The sequence below is a fragment of the Streptomyces sp. NPDC092045 genome, from assembly GCF_044756005.1.
Lineage (GTDB): Bacteria > Actinomycetota > Actinomycetes > Streptomycetales > Streptomycetaceae > Streptomyces.
This window is the reverse complement of record NZ_JBIVSC010000001.1, coordinates 474,398-489,208: the sequence shown is the minus strand read 5'-3', so window position 1 is coordinate 489,208 and position 14,811 is coordinate 474,398. Positions and strand designations below refer to the sequence as shown.

Genomic DNA, 14,811 nt, shown 5'->3' with positions numbered 1-14,811 from the left:
GCCCCGGATCAGCTCCCGCCGTGATCGGCGATCAGTTCCCGGGCGGCCTGGGCGACCGTCCCGGGGTACTCCATCATCGCCACGTGCCCCGCGTCGGGCAGGGTCAGCAGGCGCGAGCCGCCGAAGGCGGTGGACGCCCTCCGGGCCATCCGGAACGAGACGAGCCGGTCGCGCCGGCCGTAGACGAGCAGCGTCGGGGCGAGGACCCGTTCGGCCTGCCGCCACAGCCCGTGCTGCCCGCCGAGGGTGTACGCGTCGACGATGCCGCGCGAGGAGCGGGCCATCGCGTCCCAGAAGTACGGGAGCTCCAGGCGCCGCTCCATCTCCTCGACCGCGTGCAGGAAGCCCTCGTCGGTGACCTGGCCGGGATCGCCGTAGCAGAGCGCCATGACCCCGCGGACCCGCTGCTCGGCCGTCCAGTCCCGGGTGAGCCGGGCGAAGAAGGAGGAGACGCCGGGCAGCGCGAGCAGCGCGGTGGGCCAGGCGGTGCGCTGCGCGCGCAGTTCGGGCAGGGCCGGCGAGACCAGGGTGAGGGTGCGGACCAGGTCGGGCCGGACGGCGGCGACTCGGGTGGCGACGGCACCGCCCAGCGAGTTTCCGAAGAGGTGGACCGGTCCGCGCCGCCGGGAGTCGAGGAGCCTGATGACGGCGCGGGCGTGCCCGGTGACCGAGTAGTTGCCGTCCTCGGGCGGCGGGGAGACGCCGAAGCCGGGCAGGTCGACCGCCTCGCCGTCGACGACGTCCGCGAGCAGCGGCATCAGGGCGGACCAGTTCTGCGAGGAGCCGCCGAGTCCGTGGACGTACAGCGCGGGCGGCAGTCCGGGCCGGGTGCCCGGCCGGGCGCGCACGGTCAGGCTGAGGCCGGGCAGGGTGACGGTGCGGAGCTCCTCGCCGTCGGCGACCCGTACGGCGCGGGTCCGCGACGCGGGTGGTGCGGCGGCGGTCCGGGTTTCCGGCAGCTCGGTCGAGGACATGGCCGCAATATTACGAGACGATCACGCGCCCCCGTGTGTGGGTGCGGTCACAAGTCCGTGTGCGGCGGGACACGTGTGCTCCTAGGCTCGGAGGGAAGGCGCCGGGGAAGGACCGCGACCCGCGTACCGGAGGGAGCCGCATGACTGTCGATCCGACCGAGCCGGAGACGTTCGCCGAGGAGGAGGTCGTCGAGCTGGACGAGGAGACGCCCGAGGCGGACGCCGCCGAGCAGCACGCCGACCTCCGACCGCGCCGGGACGAGCCGCTGACGCACGTCGAACGCGAGTCGGCGAACGAGGCCGACGCGTCCGAGCAGGCGCGCGTCGTCGAGCTGGACGAGGACGACTACCGCTGAACGCCGGGAGGAGCGCGGGGAACGCCCGGGGGAACGCGGGCGGACGCCCGCGGGGACGGGGCGGCGGCCTCCGACGGGCCGCGCTCGCCGCCCATTCTTCCGGTTCAATATTGAACCGGCTGTCGACCCCGGCGTCCGGTCCGTGAAATTCTGCGTCCGCACCGCGCACAGCCGGGTTACCCAAAAGTACGATGGCGGCGCGTCGCTACAGCGCGCATGGATCGAATCTTGGGAGGCCGCGTGAGCGCCATCGAGCAGACAGAGGCAGCACGCCCTCGGGGCACGCGCCTGCCGCGACGTGCCCGACGGAACCAGCTGCTCGGCGCGGCCCAGGAGGTCTTCGTCGCCCAGGGGTACCACTCCGCCGCCATGGACGACATCGCCGAGCGGGCGGGCGTCAGCAAGCCGGTGCTCTACCAGCACTTCCCGGGGAAGCTGGAGCTCTACCTGGCCCTCCTGGACCAGCACTGCGAGTCCCTCCTCCTGGCGGTCCGCACCGCCCTGGCCTCCACCACGGACAACAAGCTCCGGGTCGCGGCCACCATGGACGCGTACTTCGCCTACGTCGAGGACGAGGGCGGCGCGTTCCGGCTCGTCTTCGAGTCCGACCTGACCAACGAGCCGGCCGTGCGCGAGCGCGTGGACCGGGTCAGCCTCCAGTGCGCCGAGGCGATCTCGCACGTGATCGCCGAGGACACCGGCCTGTCCAAGGACGAGTCGATGCTCCTCGCCGTGGGCCTCGGCGGCGTCTCCCAGGTGGTGGCCCGCTACTGGCTGTCGAGCGAGTCCCCCATCCCGCGCGACAAGGCGGTGGAGCTGCTCACCTCGCTCGCCTGGCGGGGCATCGCGGGCTTCCCGCTGCACCCGGTCGACGGCCAGCTGAGCGCCGAGGGCCACTGATCCGTCCGGGCGACCGCGCGCCCCCTGCGTCTGTTCGCTCCTGGCGTGCGGCGACCGCACCGTGATCGTCCCCTCACCGGGCTAATGTGTGCAGCGTACGGCGCGGATGAATCGCGCAACGCTGACCGTTCGGAGGGACATAGCCGTGGAGGTCAAGATCGGCGTGCAGCACGCGCCCCGGGAGATCGTTCTGGAGAGCGGGCAGTCCGCCGAGGAGGTCGAGCGCGCGGTTGCCGACGCGCTGGCCGGCAAGGCGCAGCTGCTCAGCCTCTCGGACGAGAAGGGCCGCAAGGTCCTCGTTCCGGCCGACAGGATCGCGTACGTGGAGCTCGGCGAGCCCGCCGTCCGCCGCGTGGGTTTCGGCACGCTCTGAGCCCAGGATCTGGGAGGAGGGGCCCGGCGGACCGTCTTCGGTCCGCCGGGCCCTTCGCGTGTCCGCGCGTCCACGTCGGGGGGTACGGAGGGTTGCGCGCCGGACGCGACGGGTAGGGAGGACCTCGACCGCACCACCCGCCCCGCACCCCTCGCGAGGTGATCCCCGATGTACCTGGAAGCCCTCGGCTCCGCCCTGCTCGGCCTCGTTCTGGCCTGGGCCGCCGTGCACCGGCTGCCCCACCGTCTGCCCGGCCGGGGGCTCGTCCTCGTCACCGGCGCGCTCGGCGGAGCGTTCGGCGCGCTCGTCACCCACGGGGCGATCGGCCCCGGCCATCCCCTCGCCACCCCGGCGGGCGCCGTGGCGGTGGCGGCGGTCCTGCTCTCGCTCCTGGTCCGCCCGGCCTCGCGCCGCCGACTGCGCCGGTCGGCGACCGTCTGACGGGCGGCCGTCCCCCTCTTCGTACGGGCCCGGCGGGCCCGTACGGTCCGCGGGTCCTAGGCGGCGAGGCCGAGGGCGGCCATGCGCTTGGTGTGCGCCTCGGTGATCCGGGAGAACATCCGGCCGACCTCCGCGAGGTCGAAGCCGTCCGCGACGCCGCCGACCAGCATGGTGGAGAGCGCGTCCCGCTCGGCGACCACGCGCTGGGCCTGGGAGAGCGCCTCGCCCATCAGGCGGCGCGCCCAGAGCGCGAGCCGGCCGCCGACGCGCGGGTCGGCGTCGATCGCGGCGCGGACCTTCTCCACGGCGAAGTTGCCGTGGCCGGTGTCGTCGAGCACGGAGAGCACCAGGGCGCGGGTGTCGGAGTCGAGCCGGGCCGCGACCTCGCGGTAGAAGTCGCTGGCGATCGAGTCGCCCACGTACGCCTTGACCAGGCCCTCCAGCCAGTCCGACGGCGCGGTCTGGCGGTGGAAGTCGTCGAGCGCCTTCGCGAAGGGCTCCATGGCCTCCGTCGGCTCCGCCTCGACGGTCGCGAGGCGGTTCCGGAGCTGCTCGAAGTGGTGGAACTCGGCCGAGGCCATCTTCGCCAGCTCCGCCTTGTCCGCGAGGGTCGGTGCCAGCTTGGCGTCCTCGGCGAGCCGCTCGAAGGCCGCCAGCTCTCCGTAGGCGAGGGCGCCGAGGAGGTCGATCACGGCGGCGCGGTACTGCGGCTCGGCGGATGCCGTCGCCCAGTCCTTGGCGGCGATCCCGGTGGGTGTGGCGTTGTCAGGCGTCTCCATGCAGCGCACAATAGCCCGCCCGCGCGGCCCGGGAAGGCCCTGGTCAGTCAGTGTGACCGTGCCCTCATCACGTTTTCCCCCGACACACATGCGCGATTCCGGGGTACAGTGGTAAGGCGCCTGCTGAGTATGCGGACATGCTTTCGCACGTTCGGACGTATCCGGTGGGCCGACTCATGAATGAGGATGCCCGGTCGGTGGCCCGATCGGCTCCGGCCCGACAGCCCTTCCGGCGGACCCGCGGAAGGGTCACCCTCAGCGGTACGACGCTCGAGCGACGGCAGTGGTCCCGTGCCACCCGGCGGCGGTCTTCACGATCGCGCCGACAGTGATCCGGCACGGTACGACCCCCTTCGTTCGCCTCGCGCCGCGTCTCACAGAAGAGGCAGCACCCTGACTACGACTTTCCGAGACCTCGGAATCCTTCCCGAGACGGCCGAAGCCCTTGAGGCGGTCGGCATCGTCAACCCCTTCCCCATCCAGGAGATGACCCTTCCGGTCGCCCTCACCGGCACCGACGTCATCGGCCAGGCCAAGACCGGCACGGGCAAGACCCTCGGCTTCGGGCTGCCGATCCTGGAGCGCGTCACCGTCCCCTCGGACGTCGAGGCCGGCCGGGCCGAGCCCGGGCAGCTCACCGACGCCCCGCAGGCGCTCGTCGTCGTGCCCACCCGCGAGCTGTGCCAGCAGGTCACCAACGACCTGCTGACCGCCGGCAAGGTGCGCAACGTGCGCGTGCTCGCCATCTACGGCGGCCGGGCGTACGAGCCGCAGGTCGAGGCGCTCCAGAAGGGCGTCGACGTGGTCGTCGGCACCCCCGGCCGCCTGCTCGACCTGGCCGGCCAGCGCAAGCTCGACCTCTCCCACGTCAAGGTCCTCGTCCTGGACGAGGCCGACGAGATGCTCGACCTGGGCTTCCTGCCCGACGTCGAGAAGATCATGAACATGCTTCCGGCGAAGCGCCAGACCATGCTGTTCTCGGCCACCATGCCGGGCGCGGTCATCGGTCTCGCCCGCCGCTACATGTCGCAGCCGACGCACATCCGCGCCACCTCGCCCGACGGCGAGGGCGTGACCGTCGCCAACATCAAGCAGCACGTCTACCGCGCGCACTCGATGGACAAGCCGGAACTGGTCTCCCGCATCCTGCAGGCCAACGGCCGCGGGCTCGCGATGATCTTCTGCCGCACCAAGCGCACGGCGGCCGACATCGCCGAGCAGCTGGAGCGCCGCGGCTTCGCCTCCGGCGCCGTCCACGGCGACCTCGGCCAGGGCGCCCGCGAGCAGGCGCTGCGCGCCTTCCGCAACGGCAAGGTCGACGTGCTCGTCTGCACCGACGTCGCCGCGCGCGGCATCGACGTCGAGGGCGTCACCCACGTCATCAACTACCAGTCGCCGGAGGACGAGAAGACGTTCCTCCACCGCGTGGGCCGCACCGGCCGCGCGGGCGCCAAGGGCACGGCGGTGACCCTGGTCGACTGGGACGACATCCCGCGCTGGCAGCTGATCAACAAGGCGCTCGGCCTGGACTTCCACGAGCCGGTCGAGACCTACTCCAGCTCCCCGCACCTGTACGAGGAGCTGGACATCCCGGCGGGCACCAAGGGCATCCTGCCCCGCGCCGAGCGGACCCGCGCGGGTCTGGGCGCGGAGGAGCTGGAGGACCTGGGCGAGCCCGGCGGACGCCGCGGCCGCGGCCCGAAGGCGGCGGAGAAGGCCGAGGAGCGCCCGGAGCGCACCCGGACCCCGCGCCAGCGCCGGCGCACCCGGGGCGGCGACGCCGCCGACGCCCCGGCGCCGGACCGCGCCGCCCAGGCCGACCGGACCGCTCCGGCCGCCGTGCCGGCGGGCGACGAGGCCGGGACCGAGTCCGGTCCGCGCACCCCGCGCCGCCGCCGTCGCACCCGGGTCGGCGTCCAGGGCGCCGTGCCGGTCGCGCAGACGGCCCAGACCGCTCCGGTCGCCGTCGCCGAGGCGCCCAAGACCGAGGCCCCGGCCCCGGTGGTCGCCGAGGCCCCGAGGACCGTCGAGAAGACCGCCGAGGCCCCCCGGGCCGAAGCCGTGAAGGCCGAGGCCCCCCAGGCCGGGGAGCGGAAGGCCGAGGAGCCGAAGGCCCCCCGTCGCCGCGCCCGTGCCGCCCGCCCCGAGACCGCCCCGGTCTCCCAGGCCGCCCCGGCGGTCCGTACCCCCGCGGCCCCCGCCGTCCAGGAGTCCGCTCCGGCCGTGCGCCGCCGCCGGGCCCGGGTGCGCCCGGTCGAGGAGACCGTCTCCTTCCAGACGCCCGAGACCGCCGCCGCCGCCCTGCGGGCGCAGTCGGCCGCCGGGACCCCGAAGGCCGCCGAGGCCCCGGTCGCCGTCGAGGCGCCCAAGGCCGAGGAGCCGAAGAAGGCCCCGCGCCGCCGCACGGCCGCCAGGACCGTCGAGGCCGTCGAGGCGCCCGTCGAGGCCGACGGGCCCGTCGCCGCTCCGGCGGCCGAGCCGGCCGCCGCCGAGGCCCCGGCCGAGGTCCCGGCCCCGCGCCGTCGCCGTACGGCCCGCAGGCCCGCCGGTTCGCCGGTGACCGCCGGGGCCCCGGCCGCCGAGCCGGTGGCCGAGCCGGTCGCGGCTCCGGTCGTCGAGGAGGCGCCGGCCCCGCGCCGCCGTCGCGCCGCCACCCGGGCCGCCGGTTCCCCGGCGTCCGCCGAGGCCGCCGCGATCATCGTCGTACCGGCCGTGGCGCCGGCGCCGGTCGTCGAGGAGGCTCCCGAGCCCGCCCCGCGCCGCCGCACCACCAGGAAGACGGCGGCCCCGGCCGCGGCCCCCGCGGCCGAGCCGGTCGCCGAGCCCGTCGCCGCTCCGGCGGCCGAGGAGGCCCCCAAGAAGGCCGCCCCGCGCCGTCGCACGGCCAAGAAGGCGGTGGCCGAGGCCGCCGTCGCCGAGGCCGCTCCGGCGGTCGGCGCCCCGGCCGCCGAGGAGGCCCCGAAGGCTCCCCGTCGCCGCACGGCCAAGAAGGCGGTCGCCGCCGAGGCGCCCGACGCCTCCGAGCCGCAGGCGCCGAAGGCCCCGGCCCGTCGCCGCACGGTGAAGAAGGCCGTCGCGGAACCGGCCGCCGAGGCCGCCGCCGCCGAGGAGCCGAAGAAGGCGGCCCCGCGCCGCCGCACCACCAAGAAGACGGCGGCCCCGGCCGAGGGCTGAGCCCGTCCCGCACGCCCGCAGCGGCCCGGTCCCCCTTCCCGGGGGCCGGGCCGCTGCGGCGTCCCCGGGCCGCGCCGTCCCGCCGACCGGGGATTACAGTCCGGGTATGAGTAAGCCCAGGTCCCTGGTACTGCCGCCGCGCACCCGCGTCCGCCGTCTCGACACCGCGCGCGGGCCGTTCGCCGTGCTCGACGCGGAGCCCGGCGGGGAGCGGCGCGGGACGGTGCTGCTGCTGCCCGGGTACACCGGCAGCAAGGAGGACTTCCTGGCCCTCCTCGGACCGCTGGCCGACGCCGGTTACCGGGCCGTGGCCGTGGACGGACGCGGGCAGAACGACAGCCCGGGTCCCCGGGGCCGGGCAGCCTACCGCCGCCGGGCGCTCGCGCTCGACGCGGTGGCGCAGGCCGCGGCGCTCGGGGACGGCCCCGTGCACCTGGTGGGGCACTCGTTCGGCGGCCTGGTGGCCCGCTCGGCGGTGGCGGTCGCACCGGGCGCCTTCCACTCGCTCACCCTGCTCTCCTCGGGCGTCGGCCGGGTCTCCCGGCCGCAGCGGGTCCGGGTGCGGGCGCTGCGGGCCGGGCTCGCGCTGCTGTCGAAGGAGCGGGTGTGGCGGGCGATGTGCTGGCTGGACAGCCGGGGCGAGGAACCGGACACGTCCGACGTGCCGGGGCTCGCGGACTTCCTCCTCCGGCGCTGGTCGCGCACCCGGATCGCCCAGCTCAGGGGCGCCGGGCGGCTGCTGCTCGACCGCCGGGACGGCACGGAGGAGCTGCTCGCGCTGCGGACGCCGCTGCACTTCGCGTACGGGACGGACGAGATGGTCTGGTCGACGACCGACCTCGCGGCGGCGGCGGCCCGGACCGGCGCGCACCACACGGTGCTCGCGGGCGCGGGCCACTCCCCCAACGTGTCGCACCCCGAGGAGCTGACGGCCCGCCTCCTCGGCTTCTGGGAGCGGGCGGCGGCGCCCGCGGGGCTCAGTACCGCGCCTTGAGGTGCTGCCAGAAGCCGTCCCGCAGGGAGCGCCGGAGCGCGGCGTGGCCGCGCAGGGAGCGGCTCAGCAGGCGCTCCGCCTCGACGAGCAGGTCCTGGTCGACCGGTCCGGGCAGGTAGGGCGCGCCCGGCAGGAGCTCGGCGAGCCGGTCCCGGCCGCGCTCGGCGGTCCAGGCGGCCGCGATCCGTGCGCCGACGGAGCGCACCTCCTCGCGGGAGGGCGGCGGCTCGCCCTCGCTCTCGTACGTGGTGACGGGGCGGCGGGTGACGTAGGGGCGGCAGAAGTCCAGGTCGAAGGTGCGCTGGCTGTCGACCTCCCAGAGGAGGGCCTCGGCCTGGTTGCGGCCCTCGGCGGCCTCGATGCCCCAGAGGTGCACGCGGGCGCCGTAGCCCTGGGCGGCCTCGACGGCCGAGACGAGGTCCTCGTCGCCGCCGACGAGGGCGGCGTCGCTGATGGCGCGGTGGCGGGCGAGGGACTCCAGGTCCGTGCGGATGAGGGAGTCGACGCCCTTCTGCTGGTTGTTGGCGTTGAGGTTGCCGAGGCGGACCTTGACGTCGGGCAGCTCGGCGATGGCCTGCTGCTCGGGGGTGTGGATGCGGCGGCGGGCGCCGTCGTACCAGTAGACGCGCAGGAGCCGGCTGTCGGCGAAGATCGTGCGCGCCTTGTCGATGAAGGCCTCGATGAGTCCTTCCGCGTCGAGGTCGAAGGAGCGCCGGTCCTCGGTGCCGACGACCAGCAACCCGGCCGCAGCATGGACGTAACCCGCGTCGACGAAGATGGCGTGGGTGGAAGGGGTCTTGGCGACCTCGGCCAGCATGCGCCGGAGGAGCTCGTTGGTGCGCTCCAGGCGCGCGTCGAGCGCGCGGAGGCGGGTGTCGGTCTCGGTGGCCCGTGGGGTGTCTGCGTCGTTCATACGCGGCTCATTGTCCGCCGACGTCCGGCCGGCCGCCACACCCCCTTACTCGTCAGTATTTAGTCATCCGAAAATTTTCCTTAGTGTAAGGAATGTTTGCAGGGTGCAAGCCGTTGTACAGGTACGTAACGCAGTTCTCCACCAGGAGGATCAACTCAGACGAAGGGAGAAGCCCGTGCGCTTCGAAATCCTGCGACTCGACGACGTCGACGGCACGCCCGTCGACCGGACGGTCGTGGACGCCGCCTCCGTCAACCGGATCGTGCAGCAGGCCGCCTCGATCGGCCAGCGCATCTGGATCCGCCCCGCCGAGACCTCGGCCTCGTAACAGGCCCGGTCCACACCACGCACCGCGCCCCCGCACGGACTTCGCAGAAGCGGAATCCGTACGGGGGCGCAGTGGTGTCCGGGACCGCCCCGGGAGGGGTCAGGAGCCCCGGATCACCTGGGTGACGCCGTTGATGATCTGCTGCACCGCGATGGCGGAGAGCATCATGCCGGCGAGCCGGGTCACCAGGACCACGCCGCCGTCCTTGATGATCCGGATGATCACCAGCGAGTACCGCATGGTCAGCCAGAGGACGACGTGCATGGCCGCGATGGCGGCCCAGACGGAGATCTGCGCGGCCGCGCCGTCGGCGTGCTGCACGGCGAGGATGACCGAGACGATCGCGCCGGGCCCGGCGAGCAGCGGCATGCCGAGCGGGACCAGGGCGACGTTGACGTCCTTGGTCTGCTTGGGCTCGTCGGTCTTGCCGGTGAGCAGGTCGAGCGCGATGAGCAGCAGGAGCAGTCCGCCCGCGATCATCAGGGCCGGGACGGAGACGTGCAGGTACGCCAGGATCTGCTGGCCCAGGATGCCGAAGACGGTGATGACGCCGAAGGCGACGGCGACGGCCTGCCAGGCCATGCGGCGCTGCACCTTGGCCGCGCGGCCGGAGGTGAGGGCGAGGAAGATCGGCGTGATCCCGGGGGGATCCATGATCACGAAGAGGGTCAGGAACAGCGAGCCGAAGACGGCGACGTCGAACACGGTGGGGTGCCTTGCGGGAGAGGTGGAACGGCGGGGTGTGGCCCGTGGGCTGCGGAATGCGGGATTCCGTCGCCGGGGCAGGGGGTGTGCCGCCCCGCGCGCGGCGCGCGGCCGTGCGGGGGTGGACCGGGAAGGGGAAGGCCCGGGGGCGGGTCCGCGGAACGGGCCGCGCGGACGTGCGCGGACGTGCCGTCCGGCCGGGGCCGGGCGGGTGGGTGGGTTCCGTGGGGGGCGCGGCCAGGGAGGGCCGGGGGCCTAGGCGGTGACGGGTCCTCCGGCGCCGGGGACCGGGAAGGCCCCCGCCGCGCGGCGGGTGATCTCGCCGTAGATCTCGGGGTCGGTGGTGTACTCGCCGAGCCGGCAGGTCTTGCGGCTGCCGTGGTAGTCGCTGGAGCCCGTGGTCAGCAGACCCAGCTCCTTCGCGAGCCCGCGCAGCCGCGCCCGCGTCGCCTCGTCGTGGTCCATGTGGTCGACCTCGACGCCGTCGAGGCCGGCCTCGGCGAGCCGGGCGATCGAGGCCTCCGGGAGCACCTGGCCGCGCTTGACGGCGAGGGGGTGCGCGAAGACGGTGACGCCGCCGGCCGCCTTGACGAGGCGGATCGCCTCGACCGGGTCCAGCTCGTGCTTGCCGACGTGGGCCCGGCCGCCGTCGGCGAGCCACTCGGGCGTGAAGGCGGCGGACACGTCCGGTACGACCCCGAGCTCGACGAGCGCCTCGGCGACGTGCGGGCGGCCCACGGAGCCGTCGCCGGCGATCCGGGCCACCTGCTCCCAGGTGACGGGGACGCCGAGGTCCCGGAGCTTGCCGACCATCGCGCGGGCGCGGGGCACGCGGTCGTCGCGGACCAGTTCGCGCTCGGCGAGGAGCGCGGGCTCCTCCGGGTCGAAGAGGTACGCGAGCAGGTGCAGGCCGATCCCGTCGACCCGGCAGGACAGCTCGGCCCCGGTGACGAGGGTCAGCCCCTCGGGCAGCGCGGCGATCGCCTCGGCGTGGCCGCGGGTGGTGTCGTGGTCCGTGAGGGCGACGACGTCGAGCCCGGCGGCGGCCGCGTTCCGGACGAGGTCGGCCGGGGAGTCCGTGCCGTCGGAGGCCGTGGAGTGGGTGTGCAGGTCGATGCGCACGACGCGGTACTCCGGAGGCTCGGGACGGACGGGGGCCGCTCCAGCATAACGGGCGAATCGAACACGCCCGCACGGAAGGAACGCCGGGCCCCGGGGCGGGGGCGGGGGCGGGGCCCGGCGGGGCGGGGCGGGGTGGGACCTGGACGGCGATCCGCCGGAGAGGCGGGGGCCCGGCGGGGCGGGGCCGTGGCCCGGACGGCGATCCGCTGGAGGGTCTGGGCCCGGCGAGGCGCGGGCCCGGACGGCGATCCGCCGGAGAGGCGGAGGCCCGGCGGGGCGGGGCCGTGGCCCGGACGGCGATCCGCCGGAGGGCCTGGGCCCGGCGAGGCGGGGTGGGACCTGGACGGAGATCCGCCGGAGAGGCGGAGGCCCGGCGGGGCGGGGCCGTGGCCCGGACGGCGATCCGCCGGAGGGTCTGGGCCCGGCGGCGCGGGACCGTGGCCCGGACGGCGATCCGCCGGAGGGTCTGGGCCCGGCGGCGCGGGATCACGGCCCGGACGGCGATCCGCGCCGGAGAGGCACGAGCCCTGCGGGACGGGACGCGGCGGCCTCGGCACGGACGGCGCCCCGGCGCGGCGGCACCTCGGCGTCTCGGCGTCTCGGCGTCTCGGCGTCTCGGCGCTCCAGCGTCCCGGTGCGGTGGAGCCCGGCCCGGCCGGCCTCAAGTCCGGGGCCTCGGGTCCGGCGGTGGTCTCAGCCCAGCAGTCTGGGCGTGAGCGCCCCACACGGCAGCAGTTCGACCTCGGCGCCGGCGTCGCGCAGGTCCGTGAGGACCAGTTCGTCGTACATCAGGAGGCCGGACTGCTCGGGCCAGACGATCGCCCACAGCCACAGGCCGCGCGCCTCGCCCGCGAAGACCGCGCGGTCGTGCGGGGTGCCGTTGACGTGCCAGAGCGGGGTGGGGCGCCCGGCGGCCAGCACCTTCGTCTGGGGCGGCTTCTCGATGGCCATGCCCGCGCCGGGGTCGAGCCCGTCGATGCCGGCGTAGCGGGCGCCGAGGCCGACGCCGAGCTCCTCGGCGATCAGGAGCAGCTCCCCGATGCCGCCGAGCGGGCCGGGGCCCGAGCAGGCGACGGCGGTCGCGCGTCCGCCGCTGCGGTCGTCGCCCGCGTACGCGACCCCGGTGAAGAGCCAGCCGACGGGCAGGGGCCACGGCATCCACACGGGCACCCGGGAGCGGTGCACCACGACGCCGAGGGCCTCGACGCTGGGCGGGACGACGGGCTGGAGCGGGTGCACCGAGCCGTGCGCGTCACACTGCCAGGAGTCGGCGAAGAGGCCGGGCGCTCTGACCCGGCCACCGCACTTCGGGCAACTGGGTTCGCCCCTCATAGGGCTCAACGGTCCTACCCCTTCCGTCCCGCGTCAAGGACGACCCCGAACGATCACCCGTCCGACACGGGCCGCCCACCCGCACATCCCTTCCGCTATACCCGCACATCACCCCCTCGTATAGATGTCACCTACACCTATACGGCCGCACGGCCCGGCGGGCTCCCCGGGCTCCCCCGCCAACGGGCGGACGGGGAGCCGGGATTGCCCCGCGAGGGGCTTCCTCAGTCCAGCCGCACGGACCCGCGCAGGGGGTCGCGGAGGTCCGTCCCCCGCGCGAGCCAGCGCTCCTCCAGGGCCTGCGCCCCGTGCACCCGCTTCCACGCCGCCTCGTTCGAGGTCATCGGCAGCAGCGGCAGGAACCGCACCGGGTCCATCGGTCCGTCGAGTTCCAGGTCCTCCACCAGCCCGCCGGACTCCGCGACCAGGACCGAACCGAAGGGGGCGCCCGGCCAGAGCGGACCGCCCACGTCGAGCGAGGCGCCCGGGGCGACGATCACGCCCTCGACCTGCGGGGTGGCGGCGAGCACGGCGAGCGGGCGCAGCACCTTGTCGGTGTCGGCGAGGCCGGCCCGCACGGTGAGGACGAGCTCCGCGCGCGGACCCCGCACCGGATCGGCGAGCGCGGCGGTCGGATCGGCCATCGGCCGCGCGGACATCCCGAGGGTCGCGTACCGCACGAGATCGCCGTCGACGAAGCGGAGCACCTCGATCCGGTCCGTGCCGAGAAACGTCACCGCGGCGCGCGCGTCCGGTTCCCCGAGGGCCGTTCGCAACCGGGCCTCGACCAGAGCAAGAACTTCTCCCATGGCTTGAGCATAAAGCGCGTATGGAACGGGCAAAGTAAGGGATTGACCATCTGTCGGCTGATAGTCTTGGGCGCTGGCCGGGAGCGCTGAATCCCCGACCACTCGTCACACGTCATCCCTCACGGGGGACCGGCCGGAGGAGGTGGGGCTGCGATGGACCGAAGTCGGTCGGGCAGTACCAGCGGCTCTTCCGCCCCGCACCCGAGCCCGGTGCGCTTTTTCTCCCGGTGATTCCGGGTACGCGATCCCGGATCCGCGCGTTTCCCCCGATCCGCACGGACCGCGCGACCCGTTCTCCGGCATCTCGCACGACGGAAGAGCACTTCGCCCTCGCCCGCCTGTAGCGAATGTCTGTAGCGAACGCCGTCACCGCGATCCCCCGGTGCCGCCCGCTTTGTGGACGACGTAGCTCCACGTCCCCATTCCGGGCTGTGCCACGCTCGCCGACGGCCTCTCCGTGAAGGAGCATGCCCATGTCGATGATCCGTGACCTGCGCGCCGCCGTCCGTCCGAGCCTGCGGCACCCCCTGCGCAAGACCCCCACCACGTACACCGCGTACGACCCCACCCGCGACCACTCGGCGTCCACCGCCGTCGTCGACTGCGCCGTCTACCGCGACGGGAGCCGGGTCGAGGACGACGCGTGCCTCACCCCGCGCGGCGCGATGCGGCGCGTGCGGGAGAAGGGCGGCTTCGCCTGGATCGGCCTGCACGAGCCGACCGAGGCCGAATTCGCCGGTATCGCCGCCGAGTTCGGGCTGCACCCGCTCGCCGTCGAGGACGCCGTCCACGCCCACCAGCGGCCCAAGCTGGAGCGGTACGACGACACCCTCTTCACCGTCTTCAAGACGATCCACTACGTCGAGCACACCGAGCTCACCGCGACCAGCGAGGTCGTCGAGACCGGCGAGGTCATGTGCTTCACCGGACCCGACTTCGTCATCACCGTCCGGCACGGCGGCCAGGGCTCCCTGCGCAACCTCCGCCACCGCCTCCAGGGCGAGCCCGAGCTGCTCTCCAAGGGCCCCTCGGCCGTCCTGCACGCCATCGCGGACCACGTCGTCGACGGCTACATCGCGGTCGCCGACGCCGTCGAGCTGGACATCGACCAACTGGAGATCGACGTCTTCTCGCCGGCCGTGAAGGGCTCCACGCGCGGCACGGACACCGGCCGGATCTACCAGCTCAAGCGCGAGGTCCTGGAGTTCAAGCGGGCCGTCACCCCGCTGCTCCGGCCGATGCAGCTGCTCAGCGAGCGGCCGATGCGGCTGGTGGACCCGGACATCCAGAAGTACTTCCGGGACGTCGCGGACCACCTCGCCCGCGTCCAGGAGCAGGTCGTCGGCTTCGACGAACTGCTCAACTCGATCCTCCAGGCCAACCTGGCGCAGGCGACCGTCGCGCAGAACGAGGACATGCGCAAGATCACCTCGTGGGCGGCGATCGTCGCCGTCCCCACGGCGGTCTGCGGGGTGTACGGCATGAACTTCGACCACATGCCGGAGCTGCACTGGAAGTACGGCTACCCGATGGTGCTCACCGGCATCGTCGTGGTCTGCCTCACCATCCACCGCACCCTCAAGCGCAACGGCTGGCTGTAGGGCCCGCCCG

At 74.4% G+C, this 14,811-nt stretch carries 15 protein-coding genes; 8 read left to right on the top strand and 7 right to left on the bottom strand.

What is annotated here, in order from left to right; translation table 11 throughout:
• Window positions 1-8: 8 nt before the first annotated feature.
• On the bottom strand, window positions 9-974 hold the full coding sequence (locus tag ACIQKA_RS02285; protein WP_402539690.1) for an alpha/beta fold hydrolase: 966 nt from the start codon (window positions 972-974) through the stop codon (window positions 9-11).
• Between the two features lie 140 nt (window positions 975-1,114).
• On the opposite strand from ACIQKA_RS02285, the gene ACIQKA_RS02280 reads away from it, so the two are divergent.
• The 4 genes from ACIQKA_RS02280 to ACIQKA_RS02265 all read left to right on the top strand — a co-directional run bounded on the left by ACIQKA_RS02280 (window position 1,115) and on the right by ACIQKA_RS02265 (window position 3,044).
• Window positions 1,115-1,330, top strand: coding sequence for a hypothetical protein (locus tag ACIQKA_RS02280; RefSeq protein ID WP_383158546.1), 216 nt, complete (start codon window positions 1,115-1,117; stop codon window positions 1,328-1,330).
• A 240-nt stretch (window positions 1,331-1,570) separates the two neighbouring features.
• Window positions 1,571-2,230 carry a TetR/AcrR family transcriptional regulator gene (locus ACIQKA_RS02275; protein ID WP_383158549.1) on the top strand — a complete coding sequence of 220 codons (660 nt, stop codon included), beginning with the start codon at window positions 1,571-1,573 and terminating at the stop codon, window positions 2,228-2,230.
• 145 nt (window positions 2,231-2,375) lie between these two features.
• Complete coding sequence (locus tag ACIQKA_RS02270) at window positions 2,376-2,603, top strand: DUF3107 domain-containing protein (RefSeq protein ID WP_376247091.1); 228 nt, start codon at window positions 2,376-2,378, stop codon at window positions 2,601-2,603.
• Window positions 2,604-2,771: 168 nt separating this feature from the next.
• Complete coding sequence (locus ACIQKA_RS02265) at window positions 2,772-3,044, top strand: hypothetical protein (protein ID WP_383158552.1); 273 nt, start codon at window positions 2,772-2,774, stop codon at window positions 3,042-3,044.
• A gap of 56 nt (window positions 3,045-3,100) precedes the next feature.
• On the opposite strand, the gene ACIQKA_RS02260 is transcribed toward ACIQKA_RS02265, so the two are convergent.
• On the bottom strand, window positions 3,101-3,823 hold the full coding sequence (locus ACIQKA_RS02260) for a ferritin-like fold-containing protein (RefSeq protein ID WP_383158555.1): 723 nt from the start codon (window positions 3,821-3,823) through the stop codon (window positions 3,101-3,103).
• Between the two features lie 486 nt (window positions 3,824-4,309).
• On the opposite strand from ACIQKA_RS02260, the gene ACIQKA_RS02255 reads away from it, so the two are divergent.
• Window positions 4,310-6,997 carry a DEAD/DEAH box helicase gene (locus tag ACIQKA_RS02255; protein WP_402539688.1) on the top strand — a complete coding sequence of 896 codons (2,688 nt, stop codon included), beginning with the start codon at window positions 4,310-4,312 and terminating at the stop codon, window positions 6,995-6,997.
• A gap of 106 nt (window positions 6,998-7,103) precedes the next feature.
• Window positions 7,104-7,991 (top strand): alpha/beta fold hydrolase, encoded by an 888-nt coding sequence (locus ACIQKA_RS02250; RefSeq protein ID WP_402539687.1) that lies wholly within the window; start codon window positions 7,104-7,106, stop codon window positions 7,989-7,991.
• On the opposite strand, the gene ACIQKA_RS02245 is transcribed toward ACIQKA_RS02250, so the two are convergent.
• The gene (locus tag ACIQKA_RS02245; protein WP_383158563.1) at window positions 7,975-8,904 is read right to left on the bottom strand and encodes an NYN domain-containing protein; all 930 of its coding nucleotides are present in this window, start codon (window positions 8,902-8,904) and stop codon (window positions 7,975-7,977) included. The genes ACIQKA_RS02250 and ACIQKA_RS02245 overlap by 17 nt on opposite strands.
• A gap of 175 nt (window positions 8,905-9,079) precedes the next feature.
• On the opposite strand from ACIQKA_RS02245, the gene ACIQKA_RS02240 reads away from it, so the two are divergent.
• Window positions 9,080-9,232 (top strand): hypothetical protein, encoded by a 153-nt coding sequence (locus ACIQKA_RS02240; protein ID WP_104860408.1) that lies wholly within the window; start codon window positions 9,080-9,082, stop codon window positions 9,230-9,232.
• Window positions 9,233-9,331: 99 nt separating this feature from the next.
• Here ACIQKA_RS02240 and ACIQKA_RS02235 read toward each other — a convergent pair whose 3' ends face one another.
• The 4 genes from ACIQKA_RS02235 to ACIQKA_RS02220 all read right to left on the bottom strand — a co-directional run bounded on the left by ACIQKA_RS02235 (window position 9,332) and on the right by ACIQKA_RS02220 (window position 13,200).
• Window positions 9,332-9,937, bottom strand: coding sequence for a MarC family protein (locus ACIQKA_RS02235; RefSeq protein WP_053640910.1), 606 nt, complete (start codon window positions 9,935-9,937; stop codon window positions 9,332-9,334).
• Window positions 9,938-10,192: 255 nt separating this feature from the next.
• Complete coding sequence (locus tag ACIQKA_RS02230) at window positions 10,193-11,059, bottom strand: PHP domain-containing protein (RefSeq protein ID WP_383158566.1); 867 nt, start codon at window positions 11,057-11,059, stop codon at window positions 10,193-10,195.
• Window positions 11,060-11,752: 693 nt separating this feature from the next.
• A complete protein-coding gene (locus tag ACIQKA_RS02225; protein ID WP_383158569.1) occupies window positions 11,753-12,391 on the bottom strand; it encodes a DUF6758 family protein in 639 nt (212 codons plus the stop codon).
• A 224-nt stretch (window positions 12,392-12,615) separates the two neighbouring features.
• On the bottom strand, window positions 12,616-13,200 hold the full coding sequence (locus tag ACIQKA_RS02220) for a suppressor of fused domain protein (protein WP_391093289.1): 585 nt from the start codon (window positions 13,198-13,200) through the stop codon (window positions 12,616-12,618).
• A 473-nt stretch (window positions 13,201-13,673) separates the two neighbouring features.
• Here ACIQKA_RS02220 and ACIQKA_RS02215 point away from each other — a divergent pair, with 473 nt between their 5' ends.
• The gene (locus ACIQKA_RS02215; RefSeq protein ID WP_383158573.1) at window positions 13,674-14,801 is read left to right on the top strand and encodes a magnesium and cobalt transport protein CorA; all 1,128 of its coding nucleotides are present in this window, start codon (window positions 13,674-13,676) and stop codon (window positions 14,799-14,801) included.
• Window positions 14,802-14,811 lie beyond the last annotated feature (10 nt).